The organism is Rheinheimera sp. D18 (assembly GCF_004345025.1).
GTDB lineage: Bacteria > Pseudomonadota > Gammaproteobacteria > Enterobacterales > Alteromonadaceae > Alishewanella > Alishewanella metallidurans.
Genome location: NZ_CP037745.1, coordinates 808,037 through 834,145, shown reverse-complemented (window position 1 = coordinate 834,145; position 26,109 = coordinate 808,037). Strand labels below are relative to the sequence as shown.

The 26,109-nt window shown below is 44.6% G+C and carries 24 protein-coding genes; 7 read left to right on the top strand and 17 right to left on the bottom strand.

Annotation, left to right across the window (positions count from 1 at the left end):
- Positions 1-26: 26 nt before the first annotated feature.
- The 9 genes from E0Z06_RS03990 to xerD all read right to left on the bottom strand — a co-directional run bounded on the left by E0Z06_RS03990 (position 27) and on the right by xerD (position 8,178).
- Entirely contained in the window at positions 27-563 is a 537-nt protein-coding gene (locus E0Z06_RS03990) for a DUF924 family protein (protein WP_132582115.1), read from the bottom strand.
- A gap of 172 nt (positions 564-735) precedes the next feature.
- Positions 736-984 (bottom strand): hypothetical protein, encoded by a 249-nt coding sequence (locus tag E0Z06_RS03985; protein WP_132582113.1) that lies wholly within the window; start codon positions 982-984, stop codon positions 736-738.
- A complete protein-coding gene (locus E0Z06_RS03980) occupies positions 974-1,453 on the bottom strand; it encodes a hypothetical protein (RefSeq protein ID WP_132582111.1) in 480 nt (159 codons plus the stop codon). The genes E0Z06_RS03985 and E0Z06_RS03980 overlap by 11 nt, the downstream gene beginning before the upstream one ends.
- A gap of 9 nt (positions 1,454-1,462) precedes the next feature.
- Positions 1,463-1,774 carry a DUF883 domain-containing protein gene (locus E0Z06_RS03975; RefSeq protein ID WP_132582109.1) on the bottom strand — a complete coding sequence of 104 codons (312 nt, stop codon included), beginning with the start codon at positions 1,772-1,774 and terminating at the stop codon, positions 1,463-1,465.
- 260 nt (positions 1,775-2,034) lie between these two features.
- Positions 2,035-3,555, bottom strand: coding sequence for a lysine--tRNA ligase (lysS, locus tag E0Z06_RS03970; RefSeq protein WP_132582107.1), 1,521 nt, complete (start codon positions 3,553-3,555; stop codon positions 2,035-2,037).
- Between the two features lie 43 nt (positions 3,556-3,598).
- Positions 3,599-4,697 (bottom strand): peptide chain release factor 2 gene (prfB, locus tag E0Z06_RS03965; RefSeq protein WP_165907371.1). Its coding sequence is split into 2 segments (ribosomal slippage): positions 3,599-4,621 and positions 4,623-4,697, totalling 1,098 coding nucleotides; the frame shifts between segments, so codons are not numbered across the junction.
- A gap of 78 nt (positions 4,698-4,775) precedes the next feature.
- Positions 4,776-6,518 carry a single-stranded-DNA-specific exonuclease RecJ gene (gene recJ, locus E0Z06_RS03960; protein WP_132582103.1) on the bottom strand — a complete coding sequence of 581 codons (1,743 nt, stop codon included), beginning with the start codon at positions 6,516-6,518 and terminating at the stop codon, positions 4,776-4,778.
- Between the two features lie 6 nt (positions 6,519-6,524).
- On the bottom strand, positions 6,525-7,241 hold the full coding sequence (gene dsbC / locus E0Z06_RS03955) for a bifunctional protein-disulfide isomerase/oxidoreductase DsbC (RefSeq protein ID WP_132582101.1): 717 nt from the start codon (positions 7,239-7,241) through the stop codon (positions 6,525-6,527).
- A 19-nt stretch (positions 7,242-7,260) separates the two neighbouring features.
- A complete protein-coding gene (gene xerD, locus E0Z06_RS03950) occupies positions 7,261-8,178 on the bottom strand; it encodes a site-specific tyrosine recombinase XerD (RefSeq protein WP_132582099.1) in 918 nt (305 codons plus the stop codon).
- 134 nt (positions 8,179-8,312) lie between these two features.
- On the opposite strand from xerD, the gene fldB reads away from it, so the two are divergent.
- A complete protein-coding gene (gene fldB / locus E0Z06_RS03945) occupies positions 8,313-8,831 on the top strand; it encodes a flavodoxin FldB (protein ID WP_132582097.1) in 519 nt (172 codons plus the stop codon).
- 5 nt (positions 8,832-8,836) lie between these two features.
- Here fldB and E0Z06_RS03940 read toward each other — a convergent pair whose 3' ends face one another.
- Positions 8,837-9,547: a methyltransferase gene (locus tag E0Z06_RS03940; protein WP_132582095.1), complete on the bottom strand. Its 711-nt coding sequence runs from the start codon at positions 9,545-9,547 to the stop codon at positions 8,837-8,839.
- 73 nt (positions 9,548-9,620) lie between these two features.
- On the opposite strand from E0Z06_RS03940, the gene srmB reads away from it, so the two are divergent.
- The 3 genes from srmB to E0Z06_RS03925 all read left to right on the top strand — a co-directional run bounded on the left by srmB (position 9,621) and on the right by E0Z06_RS03925 (position 13,717).
- Positions 9,621-10,844, top strand: a complete 1,224-nt coding sequence (gene srmB / locus E0Z06_RS03935) for an ATP-dependent RNA helicase SrmB (protein WP_132582093.1) — start codon at positions 9,621-9,623, stop codon at positions 10,842-10,844.
- A gap of 131 nt (positions 10,845-10,975) precedes the next feature.
- On the top strand, positions 10,976-12,031 hold the full coding sequence (locus E0Z06_RS03930) for an LD-carboxypeptidase (protein ID WP_132582091.1): 1,056 nt from the start codon (positions 10,976-10,978) through the stop codon (positions 12,029-12,031).
- Positions 12,032-12,085: 54 nt separating this feature from the next.
- Positions 12,086-13,717, top strand: a complete 1,632-nt coding sequence (locus E0Z06_RS03925) for an FMN-binding glutamate synthase family protein (RefSeq protein ID WP_132582089.1) — start codon at positions 12,086-12,088, stop codon at positions 13,715-13,717.
- Positions 13,718-13,721: 4 nt separating this feature from the next.
- Here the strand turns inward: E0Z06_RS03925 and E0Z06_RS03920 are convergent, their stop codons facing one another.
- The 3 genes from E0Z06_RS03920 to E0Z06_RS03910 form a co-directional block, all read right to left on the bottom strand.
- On the bottom strand, positions 13,722-15,020 hold the full coding sequence (locus tag E0Z06_RS03920) for an inosine/guanosine kinase (RefSeq protein WP_132582087.1): 1,299 nt from the start codon (positions 15,018-15,020) through the stop codon (positions 13,722-13,724).
- A gap of 73 nt (positions 15,021-15,093) precedes the next feature.
- Positions 15,094-15,870: a peroxide stress protein YaaA gene (gene yaaA / locus E0Z06_RS03915; protein WP_132582085.1), complete on the bottom strand. Its 777-nt coding sequence runs from the start codon at positions 15,868-15,870 to the stop codon at positions 15,094-15,096.
- A gap of 23 nt (positions 15,871-15,893) precedes the next feature.
- Positions 15,894-17,510 (bottom strand): response regulator, encoded by a 1,617-nt coding sequence (locus E0Z06_RS03910; protein WP_132582083.1) that lies wholly within the window; start codon positions 17,508-17,510, stop codon positions 15,894-15,896.
- A gap of 206 nt (positions 17,511-17,716) precedes the next feature.
- Here E0Z06_RS03910 and tal point away from each other — a divergent pair, with 206 nt between their 5' ends.
- From tal to E0Z06_RS03895, 3 genes are all read left to right on the top strand, one after another.
- Positions 17,717-18,667 (top strand): transaldolase, encoded by a 951-nt coding sequence (gene tal, locus E0Z06_RS03905; protein WP_132582081.1) that lies wholly within the window; start codon positions 17,717-17,719, stop codon positions 18,665-18,667.
- A 28-nt stretch (positions 18,668-18,695) separates the two neighbouring features.
- A complete protein-coding gene (gene pgi / locus E0Z06_RS03900) occupies positions 18,696-20,330 on the top strand; it encodes a glucose-6-phosphate isomerase (protein ID WP_132582079.1) in 1,635 nt (544 codons plus the stop codon).
- Positions 20,331-20,428: 98 nt separating this feature from the next.
- Entirely contained in the window at positions 20,429-20,602 is a 174-nt protein-coding gene (locus E0Z06_RS03895) for a DUF3545 family protein (protein ID WP_132582077.1), read from the top strand.
- Positions 20,603-20,643: 41 nt separating this feature from the next.
- On the opposite strand, the gene ung is transcribed toward E0Z06_RS03895, so the two are convergent.
- Genes ung through thrA form a run of 4 tightly spaced genes read right to left on the bottom strand, consistent with a single transcriptional unit; the run spans position 20,644 to position 26,011 of the window.
- The gene (gene ung / locus E0Z06_RS03890) at positions 20,644-21,300 is read right to left on the bottom strand and encodes a uracil-DNA glycosylase (protein ID WP_132582075.1); all 657 of its coding nucleotides are present in this window, start codon (positions 21,298-21,300) and stop codon (positions 20,644-20,646) included.
- Positions 21,300-22,583 carry a threonine synthase gene (thrC, locus tag E0Z06_RS03885; RefSeq protein WP_132582073.1) on the bottom strand — a complete coding sequence of 428 codons (1,284 nt, stop codon included), beginning with the start codon at positions 22,581-22,583 and terminating at the stop codon, positions 21,300-21,302. Before thrC ends, ung begins: the two co-directional genes overlap by 1 nt.
- 9 nt (positions 22,584-22,592) lie before the next feature.
- The gene (gene thrB / locus E0Z06_RS03880) at positions 22,593-23,549 is read right to left on the bottom strand and encodes a homoserine kinase (protein WP_243695555.1); all 957 of its coding nucleotides are present in this window, start codon (positions 23,547-23,549) and stop codon (positions 22,593-22,595) included.
- A 2-nt stretch (positions 23,550-23,551) separates the two neighbouring features.
- A complete protein-coding gene (gene thrA, locus E0Z06_RS03875; RefSeq protein ID WP_132582071.1) occupies positions 23,552-26,011 on the bottom strand; it encodes a bifunctional aspartate kinase/homoserine dehydrogenase I in 2,460 nt (819 codons plus the stop codon).
- Positions 26,012-26,109 lie beyond the last annotated feature (98 nt).

Genomic DNA, 26,109 nt, shown 5'->3' with positions numbered 1-26,109 from the left:
AAATTTATGAAAATTGCCCTAGTGATTTAAAAACTCGAGCCGGGCGTGGCTAAAAACTCAATTTCTTCGGCAGTTGAAGTACGGCCTAAAATAGCATTTCTATGTGGATAGCGGCCAAACTGCATAATTATTGCTTGATGTCTTAATTCAATATTTAAACTATTTTTTTTACCCAGCTGCGCAAATAACTCAACGGCGTGTTGGTGAATATACAACGACTCGCTATGCATAAAAGGCATATACATAAAGGCTTTTTGCTCGGTAGTTAATTCTGTATCTAAACCCTTGGCAATCGCGTTTTGTGCCAACGCCAAGGCTAAGGCATCATAACGAAATGCTTCAGCCGTACCTCTAAACATATTTCTAGAAAACTGATCTAAAACGATAATTTCAGCTAGGCTACCTAACGCACTTGAGCGCCAGCTAGCTAACTCGCACTGTACCGCCTGAGCATGAACCGGCGAAAACTTAACGCTAATTTCCCGATCAAAGGTTTTGCTTTTGCGAAACCATTTCGAATTATTTGGTTTTGTAAACCAAAACTCAATAATGTCTTGTTGCATTGCTCACCCTTAGAATTTCTCTAATATAAAACATGATCAATAAACGCTGGTTAATTGATAGCACAGCACAAAACAGCTGTGTGCTAATTATACAAATAGTTGTTAATGTTATAATTTTTACGAAAAGTTGGAGTGTAATTCAGAGTTGTATTGCGGTGGCGGTGCTAGCGTATTAAAACCAGCGTAACCATTGAACCCCAACCAAACGGCGCATGGTTTTAACGGCGCTGTTATGGCGTAGTTGAAATAAGCAGCCAGCGCTAAAGCTGAGCATTAACCCTGGTGGTGTACCAATAAATTCGCTAGCGCGTTGTTTTAGTAACTGGCTTTCTAGCTGAATGCACTGTTGCTGCTTGCGGCTTTTTTCTGCCAGCCGCGCTACCTTAATGCGCCGTCGTACTAGTAGTTTATCAATCAGCATGGCCTGGATCCTTGTCTTTAACCCGCAACATTCTGCGAATATGCCGCCAAGTTTGCTTAAAACCAACCTGTTTTAAGACATAGGCAAGGCTGCGCCAACACCAAAGTAATGCGCCAAATTGCAGGACAAATAGTGCCACCGCAGTTATTGCCAATGACATAGTGGCTTGAAATAGCAAATAACCCAGTAGTAATAGAATACTGCCCCAAAGCAGAATAAGACCGGCACCAAAGAATACAATAAGTGCGGCAGCAATAACTAAACTACGGCTAGATAACTGCCATTCGGCATTGGCTGTTTGGCCGGTAAGCTTTACTTGCTCAGTATAATTAGCCGTAACTGACCAGCTAATGGCGGCCAGTTCAGTAAGTTGTTCAAAGGCTTGCTCAGCCATGTTCTTTGGCTGAGCAGCTTGGTTATCAGCAGCAGGCGCCTGCTCTGGCGCCTCTGCAGAATGTCGGCTTTGCATAAGCTTGGCCTAGCGACGACGTAGTAAAGCAGTAAATAGCACACCCGCGGCAAAGGCAATACCGGCAGTAGCTAATGGGTTTTGTGCTGCAAGTTCACGCGTTTTGCTGTATGAACTTTGCAGTTGTTGCTTAATCGCCTCTTGCTTTTGCGCAATAGCCTCGGCTGATTCAGCGGCAGTTTTACGTAGCGTGTCTTCAGCCGCTGAGGCTTTTGTTGCTACGTTATCTACCGCATGATGCGCAGCTTGGCTGGCACGTTCAGTTACGGGTGCATTTAATGAACTATTACTTTGCGCTAATGTAGGTTGTGAAGTAGCCATAAGATGTCTCCTTGATTAAGGCTAAAAAATTCAGCACTATGCTGTGAAATACATCTTAACTACTGCAATGGCTATACCATTAATTTAAAACATTGCCAAAACAGTAGCTTAACTATAAAAATAACATTTTAGATATTAACGGCGGCTGACTATTAGCGGTAGAAATTACTTACTTACAGTAAGCTTTACCGAGTAAGAAAGCAAAAAAGCCAGACTGTACAGTCTGGCTTTAATTATAGCTCTAGCTTTGGTAGAAATAGTTATTTTTCGTGCTGTAAACGCATATGCGGAAACAGAATAACGTCACGAATTGATGCCGCGTCAGCAAGCAACATAACCAAGCGGTCAATACCTATACCTTGGCCAGCTGTTGGCGGTAAACCGTGCTCTAATGCGGTAACGAAGTCTTCATCATAAAACATCGCTTCATCGTCGCCGGCATCTTTTTGTGCCACCTGCTCGCGAAAACGTTCAGCTTGATCTTCAGCGTCGTTTAATTCGCTAAAACCGTTACCTAGCTCTCGACCACCAATAAAGAACTCAAAGCGGTCGGTAATAGCTGGGTTATGGTCGTTACGCCGCGCCAGCGGTGATACTTCAGCTGGGTATTCGGTAATAAAAGTAGGATGACGTAACTTGGTTTCTACCAATTCATCAAATACTTCCATTAAAATACGACCATGGCCATAGTTAGCTTTAACTTCAATGCCTAAACTTTTTGCCAGCTCAGCTACCGACTCGCGAGTAGCAAGTTGTTCTGCTGTAACTGTTGGGTTGTAGTGCAAAATAGATTCGGTTACCGACATGCGTGCAAAGGGCTTACCAAAGTCGAACACTTCGCCTTGATACGGCACTTCAGTACTACCTAAAACGTGCAGCGCTAAACCACGGAATAACTTTTCAGTTAGGTCCATTAAGTCGTTGTAATCGGCATAGGCCCAGTAAAACTCTAACATGGTAAATTCTGGATTATGTCGAGTAGATACGCCTTCGTTACGGAAATTACGGTTAAGCTCAAACACCTTTTCAAAGCCGCCAACCACTAAACGCTTTAAATACAGCTCAGGAGCAATACGCAAAAACATCTGCATATCTAGCGCGTTGTGGTGGGTTTCAAATGGGCGTGCCGAAGCACCACCAGGAATAGCTTGCAGCATTGGCGTTTCTACTTCTAAAAAGCCTTCGTCAGTAAAGAAACGGCGAATATAGGCTACGGTTTTGCTACGCACTAAAAAGGTATTACGTGATTGCTCATTCGAAATTAAATCGAGGTAACGCTGGCGGTAACGCGCTTCGTTATCGGTTAAGCCATGAAACTTATCGGGTAGTGGCCGCAGCGCTTTGGTTAGCAGGCGAATGTCACTTAACCATACTGTTAGCTCGCCAGTTTGAGTTTTAAATAAATGCCCAGTTGCACCAATAATGTCGCCTAAATCCCACTTTTTAAACTGGTCGTTATATACACCTTCAGGCAGGCTGTCGCGTGCTACATATAACTGAATTTTGCCGCCCATATCGGAGATAGTTGTAAAGCTGGCTTTACCCATAATACGGCGAGTAAGAATACGACCGCCTAGGCTAACCGTTACTTTTTCTTGCTCTAATTCTTCTTTACTTAAGTGATCATATTTGGCAATAAGATCACTTGATATGCTGTCACGGCGAAAATCATTCGGGAACATAAAGCCATCAGCACGCAGCGCAGCCAGCTTATGTTTTCGCTCAGCAATCAGTTTGTTTACGTCCTGTATTTCTTCTTGCTGTTGTGGTTGGTCAGACATAGTGCTTTTCCTGATTGAGATCGAAAGTTTCGATCGTTAACAACTACAAGCCAGCCTTTAAGCTAGCTTCAATAAATTTATCTAAATCGCCATCTAACACCGCTTGGGTGTTACGCGTTTCAATGCCGGTGCGTAAATCTTTAATCCGCGCATCATCTAGTACGTAAGAGCGAATTTGGCTGCCCCAACCGATATCAGACTTGGTATCTTCTAATGCCTGCTTTTCCGCATTTTGCTTTTGCAATTCATACTCATATAGCTTGGCACGCAATTGCTTGTAAGCGTTGTCACGGTTTTTATGCTGAGAACGGTCGTTTTGACACTGCACCACAATATTAGTGGGCACGTGGGTAATACGTACCGCTGAATCGGTTCGGTTTACGTGCTGACCACCGGCACCCGAGGCGCGATAGGTATCGATACGTAAATCTGACGGGTTGATTTCAATTTCAATATCATCGTCAATCTCAGGTGAGACAAATACCGATGCAAACGAGGTATGGCGGCGATTACCGCTGTCAAACGGGCTTTTTCGCACTAAACGGTGTACACCAGTTTCGGTGCGTAACCAGCCATAAGCATACTCGCCAGAAAACTTAATAGTGCAGCCTTTAATGCCGGCTACGTCGCCATCGGTAACTTCATATAACTCGGGTTTAAAGCCTTTATCTTCACCCCAGCGTAAATACATCCGCATCAGTATGCTGGCCCAGTCTTGTGCCTCAGTGCCACCTGAGCCTGACTGAATATCAAGGTAACAGTCATTCTGATCATGGTTGCCGGAAAACATACGGCGAAATTCTAGCAAGCTGAGTTGCTTGTCTAAATCAGCTAATTCAGCTTTGGCTTCTTCAAAGGTTTCTTCATCTTGAGCTTCAACCGCAAGTTCAATTAGGCCTTCCACATCTTCAAGGCCGCGATCTAACGTGTCGATAGTGCCGACAATTTGCTCTAAGCTAGAACGCTCTTTACCTAGCGCTTGGGCTTTATCTGGAGTGTTCCAAATAGCCGAGCTTTCTAACTCGCGAGAAACCTCTTCTAAGCGCTCTTTTTTGCTATCGTAGTCAAAGATACCCCCGAAGCACGTTAGTACGTTCAGTTAGGTCTTTAATGCTGATATATGCCGGATTAACTTCTAACATGCTGTTGTTTGTAACCTTGAATCATGGGATAAAAAATAGGCGGCGATTGTAGCAAATTTATTACTCGCAGTGCACCTACTAAGCATCAATACTCACCATATGTCTTATAATTAATTGCAAGTTTTGTTTGTCGCGATACTCGTTAATGTCTAACTGATAGGCTAGCTGCACTTTTTGCACGTTAACATTCGGCCAAGCTTTGTTATCTGCATTAAACCAAATTGCATCGACTAGCTTGCCATCACCGGTTTGTAGCATCATTTTTAAATGCCTGTCGGCGAGCATTTTTTGACTAACCAGCTGAAACTCACCATCAAATACCGGCTCTGGAAAGGCTTGCCCCCAAGGACCAGAGTTCTGCAATAACTGGGCAAAATCAAGCGCAAAACAGTCAGCCGGCAATTCGCCATCGGTGTAAATAACCGCAGTTAATTGCTCAGGCGTGAGGTGCTTTTTCGCCGTTAAATTTAGCGCTAATTTAAACGTGTCTAGCCGGTCCTCATCAATGGTTAATCCTGCTGCCATAGCATGGCCACCAAACTTTTTAATTAAGCCTGGATACTGAGTAGAAATTTCATCTAATAAGTCACGAATATGTAAGCCATTAATTGACCGCGCCGAGCCTTTTAGCTCGCCGTCATCACCTTGGGCAAACACGATAGTTGGCCGATGAAATTGCTCTTTAATGCGCCCGGCCAAAATACCAATAACCCCTTGGTGCCAATCGTGTCGATATAAACACAAGCATTCCGGTAGTTCTGCCCCATCAAACGACAACTGGCTTAAAAATGCTTGAGCTTCAACTTGCATGCTTTGCTCTATCGCACGCCGCTCGACGTTTAAACTATCTAGCTCGGCAGCATACTGGCGCGCTAGACCTAAATCTTTAGCTAGCAAACAACTTATACCCAACGACATATCATCTAACCGGCCGGCGGCGTTTAAGCGTGGCGCCAGCGCAAAACCAAAATCACTGGCGGTTAACTTTGCCGTATTGCGATTTGCTACGTCTATCAAAGCCTGAATACCTGGGCGACATTTACCGCTGCGAATACGCATTAAACCTTGATACACCAAAATACGATTATTGGTATCCAGCGGCACGACGTCGGCTACGGTGCCCAATGCCACTAAGTCGAGCAGTTCGGCTAAATTAGGTTCAGCTAGGCGGTTTTCAGTAAAATAGTTTTGCTCGCGTAGTTTTGCCCGTAGCGCCATTAATAGATAAAACGCCACGCCGACACCGGCCAACGCTTTACTAGGAAAGGTACAACCTGGCTGATTAGGGTTAACAATGGCATCGGCATTGGGCAACTCGTGCCCCGCTAGGTGATGGTCGGTAACCAACACCTTCACTCCAGCCTTTTTGGCTAGCGCTATGCCATCAATGGCAGAAATACCATTGTCGACGGTAACTATAAGCTCTGCCCCTTGCGCTACCGCTAATTCAGCCATCGGCGGGGTTAAGCCATAGCCATATTCAAAGCGGTTAGGTACTAAGTATTCAACATACTTAAAACCTAATGCGGCTAGGCCACTGAGCAATACTGCAGTGCTGGTTGCGCCATCGGCATCAAAATCACCGACTACCACAATCCGCTGCTGCTGTTGTAAGGCGTCAATTAGCAATTTAACCGCATCATCAATACCTTTTAATGCGCTAAACGGTAACAAAGCGCCAGCACCACGCTCTAACTGTGCCATAGCGCTAATGCCTCGGCTAGCATATAAGCGCGCTAATACTGGATGAGAAACAGCCGCTAACTCTGTAAAAACGCCGGGCAAAACCCGGCGCTGAATAAAACGATTGATCGTTGTCATAACTATTTAAGATTCTGCTTTTAATTGCGCCAATAATGCTTTTACCGGCTGGTAGCCTGGGATTAACCGACCACTGGGTAAAATTATCGCCGGTGTACCACTAACACCAAATGACTGACCCAATTCATACTGCGCCTTTACTGGGTTATTACACATCGCGGGCTTAACTGACTTACCTTCTTTAGCAGCTGACAAAGCACTACGGCTATCTTTAGCGCACCAAATATGTTGCATCTGTAAGTAGGTTTCAGAGTCTAAACCACCGCGTGGAAACGCCAAATAACGCACGGTAATACCCGCGTCATTATATTCTTGCATTTCGTTATGTAGCTTACGGCAGTAACCACAGGTAGGGTCAGTAAATACGTTAATAACATACTTTTCATTTTTAGCGGTATATTCAATAACGTCGTTTTTACTCTCCGCTACCTTTTGCTGAATGTAAGGCCGCATTTGCGCGTCGTTAACCAACACTTTGTTAGTTAAGTCATAAATATTGCCTTCAATAAAATATTGGCCATCTTTTGTCGTGAAAAATAATCCACGGTCAGTAAACACCTGCAACAAACCCGCCATGGGCGCATCAGCAACCGAATTCACTTTTAAATTCAGCTGGCTAAATTGTTGACGAACTTGGTCATACTCTGCTGTAGGAGCCTTAACTTGCGCCTGCACTGAGGCCATTAATCCAATACCACACAAGGCTATTACAAACTTATTCATATTATTTCCTATTCAACGCCTAGGGGCGCGGGTGATGTTGCTGATGCAAGCTTTGTAACCTAGCCTGCGCAACATGGGTATAAATTTGTGTTGTTGATAAATCACTATGACCTAGCAACATTTGTACAACGCGTAAATCGGCGCCATGGTTTAATAAATGGGTAGCAAAAGCGTGGCGCAATGTATGCGGTGATAGCTCAGCCTGAATGTGCGCTACTTTGGCATAAAACTTAACCCTGTGCCAGAACGTTTGCCGCGTCATTTGCTGCGCTCGGCTACTAGGAAACACCACATCTAGCTGTTGTCCGCCAAGTAAAACCACCCGTACTTCACGCAAATAACGCATTAACCAGTGCGCAGCCTCTTCGCCCATTGGCACTAACCGCTCTTTCTGCCCTTTACCTAACACTCTTACTAGACCGTGTTGCAGGTTAATTTGTTGCATGCTAAGACCAACTAATTCCGACACCCTAAGGCCACTGGCATATAACAGCTCAAGCATGGCTTTATCGCGAAACTGTATTGGGTCGGTTAAGTCAGGCGCATTTAGCAAGGTATCCACATCTTGCTCAGATAGCGATTTAGGTAAGCTACGGCCTATTTTAGGGTTAAGTAACTGGGTTAGCGGGTTGCTGGTTATTTTACCCGTTTGATGGGCATAGGCATAAAATTGTCGCAAGCTACTTAACGCTCGTGACGTGCTGCGCGGGCTAAAGGCCTTATCTACCCGGTGCGCCAAATACTGATTAACTAATAAACTATCTACATTAATTAAAGTATGCTGCTGTGTGGCAATAAATAGTGCGAATTTCTTTAAATCTGTGCCATAAGCGCTACGTGTATGCTCACTTACACCTTTATCTAACCACAACTGATCAAGAAACTCGGTAATTAGCGAAAGATCGGCCGCTTGGGGTTGTGCTACTTGCTCTGCCATGGTCACCCACCTAAAAAACTGCCGCCATGGTAGCGCAAGCCTAAGCATTGGGCAAAGAGAGGATTTTTCTCAGCCGGCTAATCTGCTACACTGCGCGCCCCTGTACTTGTTTTATCTGCTGTTGCGAGCGCGCTATGAAAATTGGTTTATTCTATGGTTCAACCACCTGTTACACCGAAATAGTGGCAGAAAAAATTCAAGCATTAATTGGTGCTGATACTGTAGAGCTGAACAATATTAAACACATACCGCTAAGCAAAATGGCCGATTACGATACGTTAATTTTCGGCTTATCAACTTGGGATTTTGGCGAAATTCAAGAAGACTGGGAAGCGCATTGGGATGATATCAGCAGCGTTGATCTTAACGGTAAAATTATTGCCATTTATGGTATGGGCGATCAAATTGGCTATGCCGAATGGTTTATCGATGCCGTCGGTATGCTGCACGATGTAATAGCGCCGCAACAATGCAGCCGTATTGGTTTTTGGCCTAGCGCCGGTTACGACTTTATTGCCTCTAAAGCCTTAACCGAGGATGGCGAATTATTTTATGGTTTAGCGCTCGATGATGAAAACCAATACGACCTTACCGATGAGCGACTAAACGACTGGGTTAGCCAAATTTTGCAAGAAATAGCGCAGCAGCTATAGGCGTATTAGAACTTCAAATAAAAATCTTTTAATAACGCTTTATAGTCTTGGCTGTAGCTACCATCGGCGGCGGTAATAATTAGCTGATACTCGGTTTTCGTACTGGGCTGTAAGCGTAAACACAGCAATGCCCGTAGTATCGGTTTATTGGGTGTAGCTTTAACCGCGCAATAGCGCGAAACAAACCAGCCCTGCTGCTGGGCTAACGCACAAAATATTTCAGCACTAACCAGGGGTAGTACTACCGCAAAAACCCCCTCTTCTACTAACAATGCTTTGGCTTTTTCTAGCAAGCGAGCAAAGGGTAAACTATCGGTATGTCTGGCCTGATGTCGTCTGGCATCAGTTGCAGGCAATGCTTGTTGAAAGAACGGCGGATTAGACACAATTAAGCTGTAACGTTTATTGCTCTGATAGGTTAGAATGTCGCCCTTTATCAGTTGCACAGCTGTTGGCCAAGGACTATTGGCTATGTTAGTGGCAGCTTGCAAGGCGGCAGTGTTGTCTAACTCGATAGCATCAATAGCATTTGCACCGCAGCTACGTTGAGCTAACATCAAACTGATTAAGCCAGAACCAGTGCCAATATCCAAAATAGGGCGGCCTGGCTGCGGCAACGGCGCAAAAGCGCCAAGCAATAAACCATCAGTGCCGACTTTCATCGCACATTGGTCATGAGCAACATAGAATTTTTTACATTGAAAACCAGCTGACATTAGCACCTCCTGCCGCTAGTTTACGGCGAAGCAGACGCAGTGTCACCGGTTAGGCAATAATGCTGAGGACAAGATGACAACATTCGCAGATTTTCAACTGGACGACGATATTAACCGCGCAATTAGTGCTCGTGGTTATGTCGAACCCACACTGATCCAGGAAATGGCGATCCCATTAGCGCTAGAAGGCAAAGACATCTTGGCCAGCGCGCCTACCGGTACCGGTAAAACCCTAGCCTTTGTGCTACCTGCTATTCAGTACTTACTGGATTTTGGCCGTAAAGACCCAGGGTTCGCTAGAGTGTTGGTTATGCTACCAACGCGTGAATTGGCCTATCAGGTATATGACGAGTTTAAGTTTTTTAGCCAGCACACCAATTTAAACGTGGGTGTAATTACTGGTGGCATTAACTACGGCAGCCATAAAGACACTTTAGAGAAAAACAACGATATTTTAGTCGCCACCCCCGGCCGTTTAACCGAATATTTAGACGAAGAAAGCTTTCAAGCAGATGAAATCGAAGTGCTTATTTTAGACGAAGCCGACCGCATGCTAGATATGGGCTTTATTGGCGAAATGAACCGTATCGTGCTAGAAGCACGCCGCCGCCGGCAAACATTTTTGTTTTCTGCTACGTTAGAAGGCAATAATTTAGAGCGTTTTGCTGAAAAAGCGCTAAAAGAACCGGAACGAGTCGAAGCTATTCCGTCACGTAAAGAAAAAGCGAAAATTCTGCAGTGGGTGCACTTAGCTGATGATGCCCAGCATAAACTGGCACTTTTAATTCATTTGCTAAAACAAGAAGATGTTACCAAAGCTATTGTGTTTATTAAAACCCGTGAACGTTTAGCCAGCTTAACTGGCCAGCTAGAAACTGCTGGTTTACGCTGCGGTTGGTTGCAAGGCGAAATGCCGCAAGATAAACGCATGCAAGCGGTAGAGCGTTTTAGTTCGGGTCGGGTTAATATTTTATTAGCTACCGACATTGCCGCCCGCGGTTTAGATATTGACGATATTAGCCACGTTATTAACTTTGATATGCCGCGTACCGCCGATGTATACGTACATCGCATTGGTCGTACCGGTCGTGCGGGCAAAAAAGGCACGGCAATTTCGTTAGTAGAAGCACACGATATGGGAATTCTGGCTAAAGTTGAGCGTTATCATGAACAGAAACTGAAACGCCGTAACATAGAAGGTTTAAGAGCAAAAAACAAAGAAGCCAACGTGCCGGTAAAAAAGAAAAAGCCAACTAAAGCAGCGGCCAAAAAATTAGCCAAAAAAACCAAAAAATAAACTCTTATTATTATAACTGCCACCCCTAAAAACTGTGGCAGTTATCGCATTTATGCCAGACACAGTTGGAATTATTTAGTAAAGCTGCTATTGATAAGCTGAATAAATTATTAGCCAACTGGAGTTGCGTAATGGATAAAAGACAATTTATAAAAAACTGCGCCCTTGCTGCTACCTTAATCCCTTTAGCCAGCTGCGCGAGTGTCATTGCTGCCCCTGCCAGCAAATTAACTAATCGTATTTTACCAGTGCAACTTAATCCCGGCGACACCGTTGCCCTGGTTAGCCCGTCTAAAGCTACTGACAACATGCTTGATCTGCAAATTGCTACTGAAGTCATGCAAGCCTTAGGCTTAAAGGTAAAAACCGGTAAACATTTAGCATCACGCCGCGGCCATTTAGCCGGCACCGATGCTGAACGCGCTAGCGACATCAATGCTATGTTTGCCGATAAAGAGGTTAAAGCGATAATTTGCTTACGTGGTGGTTCTGGTGCGGCTCGCGTTTTACCCTTACTCGATTATCCATTAATTCGTAATAACCCGAAAATTTTACTCGGTTACTCTGACATTACCGCGCTGCATAACGCTATTGGTGCACAAACTGGTTTAGTTACCTTTCATGGCCCTAACGGCACGGGAAGCTGGAATAGCTTTAACGCTGACCAATTTAGACGGGTGTTTTTCGAACGTGAGCTAATGCAGTATCAAAACGTGCTCGATGCTAAAGATGAGCTAGCACCCAGGCAAAACCGTACCATTACTATTACCCCAGGCAAAGTTCAAGGCGAACTGGTTGGCGGTAATTTAACCGTACTAACCTCACTAGCGGGCTCGCCGTACTTGCCTGATTTTACTGGTAAAATTTTATTTATTGAAGACGTTGAAGAAGCGCCCTATCGCGTTGATCGCATGTTAAGCACACTAAAACTGATGGGTGCACTAGATAAAATAGCGGGCTTTATTTTTGGTGAATGTACTGATTGTCGGCCAAGCGGTGGCTATGGCTGGTTAACTATGGACCAAATATTTGATGACCATATTAAACCACTTAATATTCCGGCATACCGTGGTGCAATGATTGGCCATATTAAACAGCAATTTATTTTACCGGTTGGCGCTAAGGTTGAACTTGATGCGACTGCTGGTAGTTTCCGTATGCTGGAACAGGCATTCCAGCCAAGCTGATAGCAGCTAAATATGCTAAGGTAAGCGCAAGTATAATTTGTTTGTGGAATTAGTATGCGCTTAACCTTTGCCTTATTTGCCGTGTTTTCATTACTTGCGGTTTATTTACTTAGCTTAATTTGGCCAGCGGCACCGTGGCTGCTCATAATACTCGTACCCATTATTGCTCGTGGTATTGCCGATATTATGCAAAAACGGCATACCTTACTGCGTAATTTTCCAGTAGTGGGTCATGCCCGCTGGACAATGGAATATTTTCGGCCATTTTTACGCCAGTATTTTTTTGAATCGGACACCGACGGCACGCCCATTAACCGGATGCACCGTGACGTTATTTATCAACGCGCTAAAGGCAGCCGCGACTCTACCCCCTATGGCACCAAATTAGACACACAGCGCGTTGGCTATGAATGGATTGGCCATTCAATTGCCGCACTGCATCATAAAGCGAGTGACCCAGAAGCCAGAGTTCGAGTTGGCGGACCGCAATGCACCCAGCCTTATATGGCGAGTATTTTTAATGTCTCAGCCATGAGCTTTGGTGCGCTAAGCAATAATGCGATTAGAGCACTGAATAAAGGTGCTGCAATTGGCGGCTTTTACCATAACACCGGTGAAGGTAGCGTAAGTGATTACCACCTAGAACACGGTGGCGATTTAGTGTGGCAAATTGGTACCGGTTATTTTGGTTGTCGTAATCAACAAGGTAAGTTTGATCCGGTATCTTTTGCCAAAGTTGCCACCCTGCCCAGCATTAAAATGATTGAAATTAAACTATCACAAGGTGCTAAACCCGGCCACGGTGGTATTTTGCCGGCAGATAAAAACACGGCTGAAATTGCCCGCATTCGTTTAGTGGAAGTAGGTACTGAAGTAGATTCACCGCCAGGACATAGCGCTTTTAGTACGCCGCTGGAGATGATGCATTTTATCGCCCAATTGCGCCAGCTAGCAGAGGGCAAACCCGTGGGCTTTAAATTTGCTATTGGCCGCACCAGTGAATTTGTTGCACTATGTAAAGCCATGGTAAATACCGGTATTTACCCTGACTTTATTACCGTTGATGGCGGCGAAGGCGGCACCGGTGCTGCGCCTTTGGAATATTCCAACTCAGTCGGTATGCCACTGCGCGAAGCCTTAGCTTTTGTTTGCGATATATTAGTTGGCTTTGACTTAAAAAAACATATTCGCGTTATTGCTAGCGGCAAGGTATTTAACGGTTTTCATATTGTGAAAAATCTCGCGCTTGGCGCTGACATATGCAATAGCGCGCGCGGCATGATGATCGCCTTAGGGTGCGTGCAATCACTGGTATGTAACACCAACAAATGCCCAACCGGAGTGGCCACGCAAGATCCTAAGCTAAGCAAGGGTTTAGATGTTCCAGATAAGGGCAACCGTGTGGCTCGCTTTCATAAAGGCACCGTACACGCGGCAATGGAAATTATCGCCTCTGCCGGCTTAACCCACACCGCAGAGCTAAATCGCTCGCACATTTACCGTCGGGTTAGTGAAACAGAAGTACGTCGCTTTGATGAAATTTACTCTAATTTACTACCTGGCTGCTTATTGCAGGAAGATAAACCAAGCAAATTTGCTCAGGCTATGCAAGAAGCTAGCGCCGAAAGCTTTATGCCACAGCGCTATATCACAGAAACCGAGCAGGGTTTAAAAGCGGTTATTTAACCGCTTAGCGCTCCCAATATGCCTCTTCTAAAACATCTTCGCGTTCAGGTAAACCTTTAGACAACCTGGACGCATTTTCGACAAGAATTTCATAGCTAACACGGTTTGCATATTTACAAATTTGTGCAAATGAGGAATAAGCTAAATACGGCTGCTCATGTTTGCCCGATAACGGCTGCACTTGCTTGTGAAAATGGTTTGCCGCCATATCATGCAAAATGGCCGATAACGCGCCATCGCCAGCACCATTGGTGTTTTTAATCCGCTCTGGCCCACCTAAGTAGGGGCTAATGTGCGAGAATACTTTTAACGGATTAGTGCATTCACGGCGCAACATCGGCCGACTAAACTCGTACTGATTAAAATCAGCTAAACTGGCTGATTTAATCGGGTTACTGCTTTCACGTTTTGCGCTTTCGTCAGTATGGCCGCATAAATACAGGCCTTCTGGCCCAGCGGTAATAAGTACCATATCGGTGTAATCTAAAATAGCCGCCGCCGATTGCAGCGGGTCAACCAACCCCGTTAGCGCTTCAGCTTCTAGCTCATTCATTGCCACTACGTTTACGTATTTTTTTATTGTCGATAAAATAAGTTCGCGATTTTCTTCTACCAAATGCCGGGTACCCAAGCTCATAACAATAGGCACATTGTGCGCCTTCGCTGTTTCTAATGCCGTTAACATCGCTTGCTGAATAGGTTTATCAGTGGCGCGCAGTGGGTACGCACTAACAACAAAGGCTGCAGCACCGGCGATAATATCGTTTGGAATATAGTCGGGGCAAAGCTCATCCATATCGCTGGGGTCAATAACAAAGGTGCGCTCACCGTCTGGCGTAATCATGGTAATACCACGACCTATATCACCAGATACGCCTTGCAGATGATTCATATCCACTTTAGAGCTGGTATGACGCACATAATGATAGGCTGGTGAGCCTAAAGCGATATTGGCCGACATAACACCAAGTAATACCGATTTGTCATCGGCCAGTACTGAATAATTATGAATAGTATTGCCGATAGTGCCACCAGCAAAGTGATCTGAAATTGCCTGATTGTTGATCAGTTCTTGGTAAATAATATTGGCTTTGTCATGCGCAACCAAATTAGATAAACCTTTAGGAATAGCGTGCTTAGTTAAAAACTCATCACTCACGCTTGCGACAACGTCAACAATAGTTTGGTCTAAACCTACGATATAGGTATCAAGCTCTGGCCGTACTTCAAAGCTTGGTAGCTGAGGTTTTGGCTGAGATACGGGGAAGTAATGTTTAATTTTACGCAGGCCGGGAAATTTCATCTATTACACCAGTGCAAAGCCGCTACGAGCAAAGAGCGGCATTGTAACAAAAAAGCCTGCGCCAGCGCAGCGCTTATTCTGCGCTATGACGTAAAAACACTAACTCTTGTGCACTAGATTGCTCTGCACTATACACGTAGCCGGCACTATCAAAGGTTTTTAGTTGACCGGCACTGGTTATACGTTGCTGAATAATATAGCGAGCCATTAAACCTCGAGCCTTTTTTGCAAAAAAGCTGATAATTTTATATTGGCCATTTTTAAAGTCTTTAAATACCGGCGTGATTAAGCGCGCATTTAATTGCTTAGTTTTTACCGCTTTAAAATATTCTTGTGAAGCCAGGTTAACAACCACATCAGATTTTAATACTGCCAGTTGTTGGTTTAACTGCTCTGTAATACTGCCCTGCCAAAACGCATAGAGATCTTTACCATTATCATTGGCTAATTTAGTGCCCATTTCTAATCGGTACGGCTGCATTAAATCTAGAGGGCGTAATACGCCATAAAGCCCGCTTAAAATACGCAAATGTTGTTGGGCAAAGCTAATATCGTCGTCGTTTAAGCTATTGGCATCAAGCCCTTGATACACGTCGCCATTAAAAGCAAATAGCGCGGCCTTGGCATTATCTTCGGTAAAAGGCGTTTGCCACTGGCTAAACCGAGCAACGTTTAAGCCCGCTAGCTTGTCGCTAATATGCATTAAGGAGGATAAATCAGCAGGTGTCAGTGTTTTACAAATAGCAATCAACTGCTGGCTTTGCGCTAACATATCAGGCTGGGTTACCGCTAATGTCTTGGCGCTAGGTTCAAAATCAAGATCTTTGGCCGGTGATACTAACATCAACATAAATCAGGCGTCCTCATTGGTAATTAATCAAAATACATTTCTGGCAACTGCGGTAATAACTGCTCTAAACGTTGTTGGTTAGCCGCGGTTTTATTACTAAATTCAAGTGCGACCATTGCTAACTTAGCTAGTGCTTTTAGTGTTCTATCGGCCGGAAGCTGGCTTATCGTCTGCAGAAAATTAAGGATCAAAGCCGTATTACAAGGCATAAACATAAAAGCTTGGCGTAATTGGCTAATCGCCTGCGGTATATTACCTGCTTGTGCCTGTTCCATGCCTGCTTGATTCCACTGGCGGATCTCGGTGCGAAGTTGCAGCTCTTGTTTTACCAAAAACTCTGCAGATAAACGTTGATACTCACCCGTTAGATCAGGCTTTTGTGGGGTAAATTGTTTTAATTGGCTAAGGTAGGCTTCTGAATTTTTTATATCACCCAGTGCAAAGGCCAACCTCGCCATATCTAATATTGCCGCCGGCTCTGCCACCACTTTTTCTGCAGACAGCTGTAAAAACTGTTGTTTAGCTTGAGCAATATTACCTTGCAATAACATAAGCCGAGCGCGAAGCACGGCAGTAACTGGCTCAGTCTGTTCGTTAATTAACTTTTGCGGCATCATCGCCAGTGCATCAACCGTTTTTTTAAGCATGGTCAAAAAATCACTTTGTTTGCTACGCAGTGTTTGTTCAAGCTGAATACGAGTTAAGGCAAAATAATAATCGGGCTGATCAAAAGCAGAAAACCGGTATTGTTGAATTAATTTTTGCCAATATTTACTGCTTTCATCAGGCTGGCCCTGCCACAACCAACTGCTTGCTATAACGCTATGCGCAGCTAAATGCGAATTATCTAATTTAAGTAGCTCGACTAACTGTTTTATTGCCAATTCAATGTTATTTTGGCGTAAATACAGACAAGCTAACCACTCTAGCGCTTCTGGGCGAATATCATCTAACTCAAGTAACGGGATCAACAATAACTCGGCAGCGGCAAAATCTTCTATTTGTAAGGTTGCCACGGCTTGACCTAATCTGGCCCAGCTAAAATCGCGCTGTTGTATTACCTGTTCATATAATTTTAATGCCGCACTGTAACTGCCTTCAGCCACGAGCACTTCGGCCATTAAACGCAGCGCCAATAACGAAGTTGAGTTCTTCGCGTTAATAATAGGGTCTAGCTCTAGCTGCGCGGTTTTATAGTTATGCTGGCGTAATGCCTGATAAACCTTACGGAATTTAACGCGGTTACTCCATGCTTTGGCTAAACGTTTTTCTAGCTCTACATAAGAAAAGGGTTTTAGTATAAAGGCGTCAGGCGCGCCGTGAATAACACCCAACACCGGCAAGCGGCGCGGTTCAGCACTGGTTAACAGGACACAACAGCCTATACGTAATAAAGCTTGTTGGCTTAACTCGGTAAAAAATTGCAGAGCGTTCTTACCCGCACCTAAATCAAAATCAGCCAAAATAAAGTCAAAGTTATCTTTATTTGCCAGTTGCATTGCCTGCGCGGCATCACTAACAGTGGTAATATTGTCAAAGCCAATTTGTTGCAACATACCTTTAATTGACGCTCGCACGGGCTCACAATCTTCAATTAACAGAAGATTTTTGCTTTTATAGAAACTGGTTTGAAAAATCATCAAGATCCTGTGTTAATTTATATTACTTACTAAGCAGGGAAATACTCCCAGCACTAACCCGTTGGCATAGTAACGTACTTCCTATGCGCAACGCTATTGTGGTGATATCACGATAAAAATGGTTTTTGCCATTATGCCTGCCACATTAATTGCTTATTAATTTTAGCCTCACTAGAATGTAACCAAAAATAGGGTAATAGAACAATATGAGTGACTTACTTAGCCAGCTTAAAGCCGTTACTACTGTTGTGGTTGATAGTGGCGACATTACCGCCATTGAGCAGTTTCGCCCAGTAGATGCAACAACCAACCCTAGCCTACTGTTGAATGCTAGCCAACTCGACTTTGCTAAGCCTATGTTAAACAGTGCGGTTAGCTATGCTAAAAGCAAAGCGACACAAGCGGCCGAACAACTTAGCCTAGCATCAGTAAAATTTGCGGTGGATGTTGGCACAGCAATTAGTAAGTTAGTGCCTGGGCGGGTATCAACTGAAGTCGATGCTCGCTTATCATTTAACACTGACGCTACGGTTGCCAAAGCGCTGCAAATCATCGCGTTGTATCAAGAAAACGGCGTTAGCAAAGATCGGATCTTAGTAAAAATAGCGTCAACGTGGGAAGGTATCCAAGCCGCTAAATTATTAGAGCAGCAAGGTATTCAATGTAATCTAACGCTGTTATTTCATATGGCACAAGCCCGCGCTTGTGCGGAAGCGGGTGTTTATTTAATTTCACCCTTTGTGGGCCGAATTTTAGACTGGTATAAAGCCAATACTGGGTTAGAGTACAGCGCAGAAACCGACCCAGGCGTACTGTCAGTACAAGAAATTTACCGCTTTTATAAACACCATGGTTTTAAAACTGTGGTTATGGGCGCCAGTTTTCGTAATGCGGAAGAAGTGCTCGCGTTAGCCGGCTGCGATCGCCTAACTATTAGCCCAGCATTGTTAGCCGAGCTTAGCCAACGCCAAGGTAAGCTGGTTGTGCATTTACAAGATAAAGGTGCCGCAGCACCCGCTTTAGCGACACTAACCGAAGCCGAATTTCGTTGGGCATTAAATGAAGATGCCATGGCAACGGAAAAACTTGCTGAAGGCATTCGTAAATTTGCTGTTGACCAGCGCAAATTAGAGCAGATGATCCAGCTCGCACTTTAAATAATACGTTTTATGGAGAAAATAGAGTATGTCAGTTTCGCCATGGCCGGCGTTAAAAACGTTGGCTGCTCAGCAAGACTCATTGCGCCAAGCATTTGATAACGACCCTGTACGTGCCGCTCGTTTTTCTGCGTCAGCCTGCGGTATTACACTAGACTACTCAAAAAACCTCATTAACACGCAAAGTTGGTCAGCTTTACAACAACTGGCCGCACAAAGCCAAATTAAGCCGACACTTAATGCCATGCTTAACGGTGAGTGCATTAATAATACCGAACACCGTGCCGCCTGGCACATGATGCTACGTAAAGCCGATGTTAATGACCTTACACTTGGCGACGAAGATGTGGGTGCCCAGATCCTTGCCTGTCGCGCACAAGTGACCGCGCTCATTAACCAGTTGCACCAAGGCCAATATTTAGGCTACAGCGGCAAGCCAATAACGGATTTAATTTGGGTAGGTATTGGCGGCTCGTTACTTGGCCCACAGATGGCAGTTGAAGCATTAACGCCTTATCATTGCAGCCCAGTGAAATTACATTTTGCTGGCAATATTGATGGTGCAGTAGTGTCTGACATTATCAAGCACCTTAACCCCGAAACTACGCTAACAATAGTTGCTTCAAAATCTTTTGGCACCGAAGAAACCATTCAAAATGCGTTAACTATTCGCCAGTGGTTTAAGCAGTATGGTGCAGATAGCGCAGCTATTGCTCAACATTTTTGGGCTGCCTCATCTAACATTAGTGCTGCCGCTGAGTTTGGTATTATCGAACAACATATCTTACCTATGTGGGACTGGGTTGGTGGCCGATACTCGTTGTGGTCAGCCATCGGCTTACCGGTGGCCTTGATGATTGGTACTGAACAATTTGCCCAGTTATTGGCCGGTGCCGAGGCTATGGATCAGCACTTTATTCACACACCTTTTAGCGAAAACTTACCAGTAACATTGGCATTGCTGGGCGTATGGTATATCAATGCCTATGGCTGTCAGGCGCAGGCTCTGCTGCCGTACAGCCACTACTTGCGGCTGTTACCCTCTTATGTACAACAGCTGGACATGGAATCAAATGGCAAAAGTGTTGACGTAAATGGCCGCATATTAACAGAGGCAACAGCACCTGTTATTTGGGGCGATGCCGGCACAAATGGCCAACATGCTTACCATCAACTGTTGCATCAAAGCCGTTTAGTGGTACCGGCTGATTTTATATTACCCATAAAACCGGCCCATAACTTAGGCGATCAGCAGCAGCGCTTAGCAGCACATTGCTTTGCGCAAACGCAAGCTTTAATGCAGGGTAAAACCTTAGACGAAGCAATGAACGAATGCCTAGCTGACGGTATGACTGACACCGATGCTGCCATGCTGGCACCGCATAAGGTATCGCCAGGCAATAAACCTAGCAATACGTTATTACTGCCAGAATTATCACCGTATTACCTTGGTGCCTTAATCGCTATGTACGAGCACAAAGTATTTTGTCAAGGTGTGCTGTGGCACATTAACTCCTTTGACCAATGGGGAGTTGAGCTAGGTAAGCAGCTATCTGGACCAATTTATCAGGCATTAAGCGGTAACAGAACCGAAACACTAGATAGCTCAACCCAAGCATTAATTAAGCTGTTTTTACACCAAATCAACAATAATAACGCGTAGTTTGTCATATTTGTGTCACTTAGTTGTTTTATTATTAGGCAAATTGTGGTAATTAATTTGTTGATAACAATAATAACAACAATCAGAGAGGCCAAATTATGGAAAGCTTCGAAGACTTACTGAATATGTTGGAACGCCCTGCTGCCAAACCTCGTGCAGTAAAGCGTAAATGGCGCGAAATAGAACAACTTAAAGAACGACACCGCTTAAAAAAAGAGCTTAGCGATATAGACTGGGCGATTGAGCCCGAATTAGAAGATATTGAGTTATAGCAAAACGCCCGTTATTACGGGCGTTTTTTATTATAACTAGGCTAAATTTGCCAATTAATTGGCGGTTTTCCTTGGGCAACTAGCAGCTCGTTGGTTTGTTTAAAATGATTGCAACCAAGAAAACCGCGATGTGCCGACAGCGGCGACGGATGTGGGGCTTCTAATACATAATGCCGTTGCCGGTCAATAATACGGCCTTTTTTCTGCGCATGCGCGCCCCACAATAAAAACACCACACCATGACATTCTGCATTAATTTGCTCAATAACCTTATCGGTAAAGCGCTGCCAACCAAGCTTACTATGTGAATTAGGCAAAGTAGCTACTACCGTTAAAACCGTATTTAATAACAATACACCTTGTTCGGCCCAGCTTGCTAAATGGCCATGCGTTGGCACCTGAAAATCTGGGTATTCTAACGCTAACTCTTTATACATATTTTGTAACGACGGCGGTACTCTTACCCCTTTACGCACTGAAAATGCTAAACCGTGTGCTTGATTCGGCCCATGGTAAGGATCTTGGCCTAAAATAACCACTTTTAGCTTATCAAGCTCGGTTAGTTTAAATGCATTAAACATGTCAGTTTGGGGCGGATATATTACCTGCCCAGCTAATCTTGCTTGCTCTACCTTGGCTAACAGATCAATAAAATATGGCTGTTGCTTTTCGTCTCCTAGCAAGAGCTGCCAAGACATTAAACTTGCTCCAACTTTAATAACTCTTGCTCTAGCGCAAAAAAGTTGGCAGGAATATCTTTGCTTAAACCTTGTTCTGAAGCGCAGCGCGCTAGTGTTTCAGGTAAGCCAATAAGTGTACCGAGGATATTTTCAACCTGTTCTTTAAACTTAGCTGGGTGCGCAGTACCAAGAAAAATACCGTATTCTCCTGGCTGCAAACTGCGTTTTAGTGCCTTATAAGCAACACCGGCATGAGGTTCGCTAAGATAACCCAATTGCGATAACTGGCGAACGCTAAGCACGGTATCATCTTCATCTACTTTCATCGTCTCAATGTCACTACGCGCTATCACGCCTTGTGTTAACAGTGCTTCTACTCGCGGCCAATTATTAGGTGCGGCTACATCCATAGCGTTAGATAGTGTTGCTACAGTAGGCTTTGCTAGCCACTGGCCACTGCGCCAATAGCGCGGTACAGTGTCGTTAGCATTAGTTGCTGCAACCATACGTTTAATCGGCAGGCCAAGTGCTTTGGCAATTAAACCGGCGGTAAGATTACCGAAATTACCACTAGGTACGGCAATAACCACCTGCTCGCGTTTTGCTACAGGCACTTGCGCCATCGCCTCAAAGTAATAGCAAATTTGCGCGAACAACCGACTAATATTAATTGAGTTTGCTGAGGTAATACTCAGTTTTTCCACTAATGCTTTATGATCAAACACCTGTTTTACTAACGCTTGGCATTGATCAAAATCTCCCTCGACCGCCAGCGTAGTAATATTTTCACCTAAGGTAGTAAATAGTTTTTCCTGCAGCGGACTAATTTTTCCTTTAGGAAATAAAATCACCACTTGCACGCCGGGTTGTTTATAAAACGCATGCGCCACCGCAGCACCGGTATCGCCAGAAGTTGCGGTAACAATAGTGGTCTTTTTGCCCGATTGCGCTTTAACCAAAGCTTGCGCCATAAAGCGCGCGCCAAAATCCTTAAAGGCTAAGGTTGGGCCATGAAAAAGTTCTAAACAGCTAATATCATCACTTACCGGTACTAAGGGCGCAATAAAAGTAAACGCCGTAGTTACCATTTGTTTAATTTCAGCTGCAGTTAATTCGTCACCAATAAGCGCGTGTAATATTGCACTGCTGCGTTCTACCAGAGGCATGGCCAACAGGCCATTAATATCTAACTTAGGCCAATGGGTAGGAAAAAACAGCCCTTGCTGTTGGCCTAACCCCTGACGCACTGCTTGTAAAAAATTTACCTGTTCATTCGATACTTTAAGATTGGTTAACTGCATGTCTCGTTCCTACAGCGCTCTAGCGCCGGATAATGACAAGCGACAAATTTGCGTTGTCGCGTCCTGATTCTTTTCATAATGCCGCGATAAATAATGAGCCGCAAATTCGGCTTGGCTGTCGTTTTGACATAGCGCGAACAAAGTAGGCCCTGCACCAGAAATACCCAGATGCAATATACCCTGCGCGCATAAAGCAGCTCGCAATTGCGGCAACTCAGGCAATAAGGCAATACGTGCCTGCTCTGCAACTAAATCTTGTAGTGCGGCTGCGGCATCGGTTTCGTCTTTAATATAAAGTGCACTAACAAAGCGGCTTAACATGCCCGCAAACTCAATACTGTGACTTAAACTTAACTCTGTTGGCAAAACCGCGCGGGCGGCTTTAGTTGAGAGTACTGTGCCGGGATAACTAAGTACCACTCGCCAATGCTCAAACCACGGCAACCTGCGACAAATATGTTCACTTTGTGGCAGCATCAGTTGCAGCCCACCCAAGTATGAGGGCGCAACATTATCATAATGCACACTGCCACTTACACCGCCTTCAGCTTCAGCCATTAGCTGCAGCAATTCAACATTAGACAGTGGTTTATTAAAGTAATCGTTAAACGCGTAACAGGCAACTACAATAGAGCAAGCACTAGAGCCAAGCCCACTGCCTACTGGCAGATTTTTATGCAGCCGCAGCGCTAATCTAGGTAAAGCTTGACCGACTTTGCGTTCAAAGGCATAGAAGCAGCTTAACACCAAATTATCACTGTGATCAGCCGGTAATTGGTGTACATAGCGCCCTACTATAGCTAGCGTCATTTCAGCTTGCTCGGCGCAAATATCCAGTACGTCACCAAACAATTCGCCACTTACTGGCTCAAATGCGGCACCTAGCAGGTCAAAACCTACAGACAAATTACCGGTTGAAGCCGGCGCATAATAACGCTTTATATAGGCCATATTTAAGGTTTGCATTATTACACCTGCTGCTGCCAGCCAAGGGTGCGCATAATATCGCTAAACACCCCAGCTGAAGTGACTGCCGCGCCTGCGCCATAGCCTCGAAGCACAAAAGGAATAGGCTGATAATAACGGCTATGTATTGCCAATGCATTTTCACCGTCTTTTACTTTTGCTAACGGGTGATCTAGCGCCAAAGCCTTAATTGCTACTTTACATTTACCATCGACTATTTCGCCAATGTAACGCAGCACCTTACCTTGTGCATTTGCATCGGCAATACGCTGAGCAAATTTGGCATCTAATTCTGGTAATTTGGCTAAAAATTCCTCGGTGCTAGCACCAGCAGCAAACCCTTGTGGCAATACCGACTCTACCTCTACATCACTTAGCTCTAACTCCAAACCCGCTTCACGCGCTAAAATAAGTAGCTTACGTGCCACGTCCATGCCGGATAAATCATCTCGCGGATCGGGTTCAGTAAAACCTATAGCTTTGGCTTTTTGTGTTACGGTTGATAAAGCAACACCCGCTTCTAATTCACCAAATATATATGATAACGAGCCGGATAAAATGCCTTCAAACGCCAGTAGTTCATCACCCGCATTCAGCAAACCTTGCAAGGTATCAATAACCGGTAAGCCAGCACCAACGGTAGTCTCGTATAAAAATCGGCGCCGATGCCGCTGCGCTAATTGGCGTAGTTGCTGATAATAAGCATACGATGCCGTATTAGCTTTTTTGTTCGGCGTTACGACATGAAAGCCCGCAGCCATAAAATCAACATACTGTGCAGCAACCTGTTCAGAGCTAGTGCAATCAACTAATACCGGATTAGTTAAATTTTGCTGCTGCGCAAACTGGCTAAGCGTTGCTAATGAAAATTCTAAAGAGCTAGCAGCGAGTCGCTGCTGCCATTGTGGTAAAGCTATACCCTCGCCATTGAGCAGTAATTTTTTACTGTTGGCGATACCATATACCGTGACTTTAACCTGCCGGCTGTGTAAAAACGCCTGTTGACGCTGTATTTGCGCTAGCAACTCTGTGCCCACTACGCCGCAACCGACTAAAAACACATCGATACTAGGAATGTGACTAAAGAAGTTTTCGTGGCATACCTTAACCGCGTTTTTGCAGGCAGCTTGTTCAATAACAGCTGAAATAGAGCGCTCATTGCTGTCTTGTGCTATTGCCACTACGTTAACTCTCGCTTGGGCTAAAGAGGCAAAAAACTTCGCTGCAACACCACGATGCTGGCGCATGCCATCACCAACTAAGCTGACAATGGCCATGTCTGACAAAATACACAATGGTCGTAACAAACCTGCTTGTAACTCAAGCTCAAATTCTTGTTGTAGGGCCTTTTTCGCAGCAGACAAATGCAGCTGCGGCACACAAAAACTGATACTAAACTCAGACGATGACTGTGTAATTAAGCTAACCGATATTTGCGCGCGAGCCATAGAAGCAAACACTCGGCTTGCCATACCTACTACGCCTTTTAAACCGGGGCCTGACACCGTAATTAAGGCTAAATGCTCAAGGCTAGAAATACCTTTAACCAACGCATTGCCCTCACCGCTATTATCAATACAGGTGCCGGGAGCTGAAGGATTAGTGGTATTTTTTATATAACAAGGAATGTTGTAACGAGCTAGTGGACCAATAGTTTTAGGGTGCAAAACTTTTGCGCCAAAATACGATAGCTCCATAGCTTCATCATAGGATAATCGGTCAATTAACTTGGCGTTTTTCACCTGACGTGGATCGGCACTATAAACCCCGTCAACGTCAGTCCATATTTCATAGGCTGAGGCGCGAATACTAGCGGCAACAACGGCACCAGAATAGTCAGAACCATTGCGACCAAGTAAGCAAATTTCACCCTGTGCATTACTGGAAACGAAGCCAGCAATAACTAACACTTGCACATTTTCTTGGGTAATTACTGACGAAAGCGTAAGCTCAGACGCAGCAATATCAGCCGTCGCATTCAAATAGTCGCCACTACTTTTTAGTAACTCTATAGCATTTAACGCCAACGCTGAAATGTGATTTGCACTTAGCAAGGCGGTGGTTAATGCGACACTAAACTGCTCACCTAACCCTAAAATCTGCGCTTTAATATGATCAGGGCAATGCAGCAACAGTTGCATACCGCTAAGCTGTCGCTCTAATTGTGCCAGCTGCAACGTTATTACTTGTTGCACTTGCTCTAAATTTATATGCGGATGCAAAGTTACCGCATCGGTGGCCAGTTGCTGATAACGCTGCTGCAGTTGCTGCAATAATGGTTTAAAGTCTGCCCCCAAATAAGCTAAATCGGTTAACTCAACCAAAGTATTGGTAACACCTTGTGGGGCGGATAACACCAAACATAGACGTTCAACGCTAGCCTGCTGTTGCACAATTTTTACCACCTCCGCAAAACGTTGTATCGACGCTAGCGACGACCCGCCAAATTTAAGCACCTTCATGTTTTAACTCCTTGTGCATAACTTACAGTTATTATCAGTTAGCGTGATTGTTGGATTACTTAGCAATAGCCGCTAATAGTTAAGCAAAAAAAGACCCG

Excerpts from the sequence above, each read along its gene's own strand:
- E0Z06_RS03990 (WP_132582115.1), bottom strand. The coding sequence starts at position 563 with ATGCAACAAGACATTATTGAGTTTTGGTTTACAAAACCAAATAATTCG.
- E0Z06_RS03985 (WP_132582113.1), bottom strand. The coding sequence starts at position 984 with ATGCTGATTGATAAACTACTAGTACGACGGCGCATTAAGGTAGCGCGG.
- E0Z06_RS03980 (WP_132582111.1), bottom strand. The coding sequence starts at position 1,453 with ATGCAAAGCCGACATTCTGCAGAGGCGCCAGAGCAGGCGCCTGCTGCT.
- E0Z06_RS03975 (WP_132582109.1), bottom strand. The coding sequence starts at position 1,774 with ATGGCTACTTCACAACCTACATTAGCGCAAAGTAATAGTTCATTAAAT.
- lysS (WP_132582107.1), bottom strand. The coding sequence starts at position 3,555 with ATGTCTGACCAACCACAACAGCAAGAAGAAATACAGGACGTAAACAAA.
- recJ (WP_132582103.1), bottom strand. The coding sequence starts at position 6,518 with ATGACAACGATCAATCGTTTTATTCAGCGCCGGGTTTTGCCCGGCGTT.
- dsbC (WP_132582101.1), bottom strand. The coding sequence starts at position 7,241 with ATGAATAAGTTTGTAATAGCCTTGTGTGGTATTGGATTAATGGCCTCA.
- xerD (WP_132582099.1), bottom strand. The coding sequence starts at position 8,178 with ATGGCAGAGCAAGTAGCACAACCCCAAGCGGCCGATCTTTCGCTAATT.
- fldB (WP_132582097.1), top strand. The coding sequence starts at position 8,313 with ATGAAAATTGGTTTATTCTATGGTTCAACCACCTGTTACACCGAAATA.
- E0Z06_RS03940 (WP_132582095.1), bottom strand. The coding sequence starts at position 9,547 with ATGTCAGCTGGTTTTCAATGTAAAAAATTCTATGTTGCTCATGACCAA.
- srmB (WP_132582093.1), top strand. The coding sequence starts at position 9,621 with ATGACAACATTCGCAGATTTTCAACTGGACGACGATATTAACCGCGCA.
- E0Z06_RS03930 (WP_132582091.1), top strand. The coding sequence starts at position 10,976 with ATGGATAAAAGACAATTTATAAAAAACTGCGCCCTTGCTGCTACCTTA.
- E0Z06_RS03925 (WP_132582089.1), top strand. The coding sequence starts at position 12,086 with ATGCGCTTAACCTTTGCCTTATTTGCCGTGTTTTCATTACTTGCGGTT.
- E0Z06_RS03920 (WP_132582087.1), bottom strand. The coding sequence starts at position 15,020 with ATGAAATTTCCCGGCCTGCGTAAAATTAAACATTACTTCCCCGTATCT.
- yaaA (WP_132582085.1), bottom strand. The coding sequence starts at position 15,870 with ATGTTGATGTTAGTATCACCGGCCAAAGATCTTGATTTTGAACCTAGC.
- E0Z06_RS03910 (WP_132582083.1), bottom strand. The coding sequence starts at position 17,510 with ATGATTTTTCAAACCAGTTTCTATAAAAGCAAAAATCTTCTGTTAATT.
- tal (WP_132582081.1), top strand. The coding sequence starts at position 17,717 with ATGAGTGACTTACTTAGCCAGCTTAAAGCCGTTACTACTGTTGTGGTT.
- pgi (WP_132582079.1), top strand. The coding sequence starts at position 18,696 with ATGTCAGTTTCGCCATGGCCGGCGTTAAAAACGTTGGCTGCTCAGCAA.
- E0Z06_RS03895 (WP_132582077.1), top strand. The coding sequence starts at position 20,429 with ATGGAAAGCTTCGAAGACTTACTGAATATGTTGGAACGCCCTGCTGCC.
- ung (WP_132582075.1), bottom strand. The coding sequence starts at position 21,300 with ATGTCTTGGCAGCTCTTGCTAGGAGACGAAAAGCAACAGCCATATTTT.
- thrC (WP_132582073.1), bottom strand. The coding sequence starts at position 22,583 with ATGCAGTTAACCAATCTTAAAGTATCGAATGAACAGGTAAATTTTTTA.
- thrB (WP_243695555.1), bottom strand. The coding sequence starts at position 23,549 with ATGCAAACCTTAAATATGGCCTATATAAAGCGTTATTATGCGCCGGCT.
- thrA (WP_132582071.1), bottom strand. The coding sequence starts at position 26,011 with ATGAAGGTGCTTAAATTTGGCGGGTCGTCGCTAGCGTCGATACAACGT.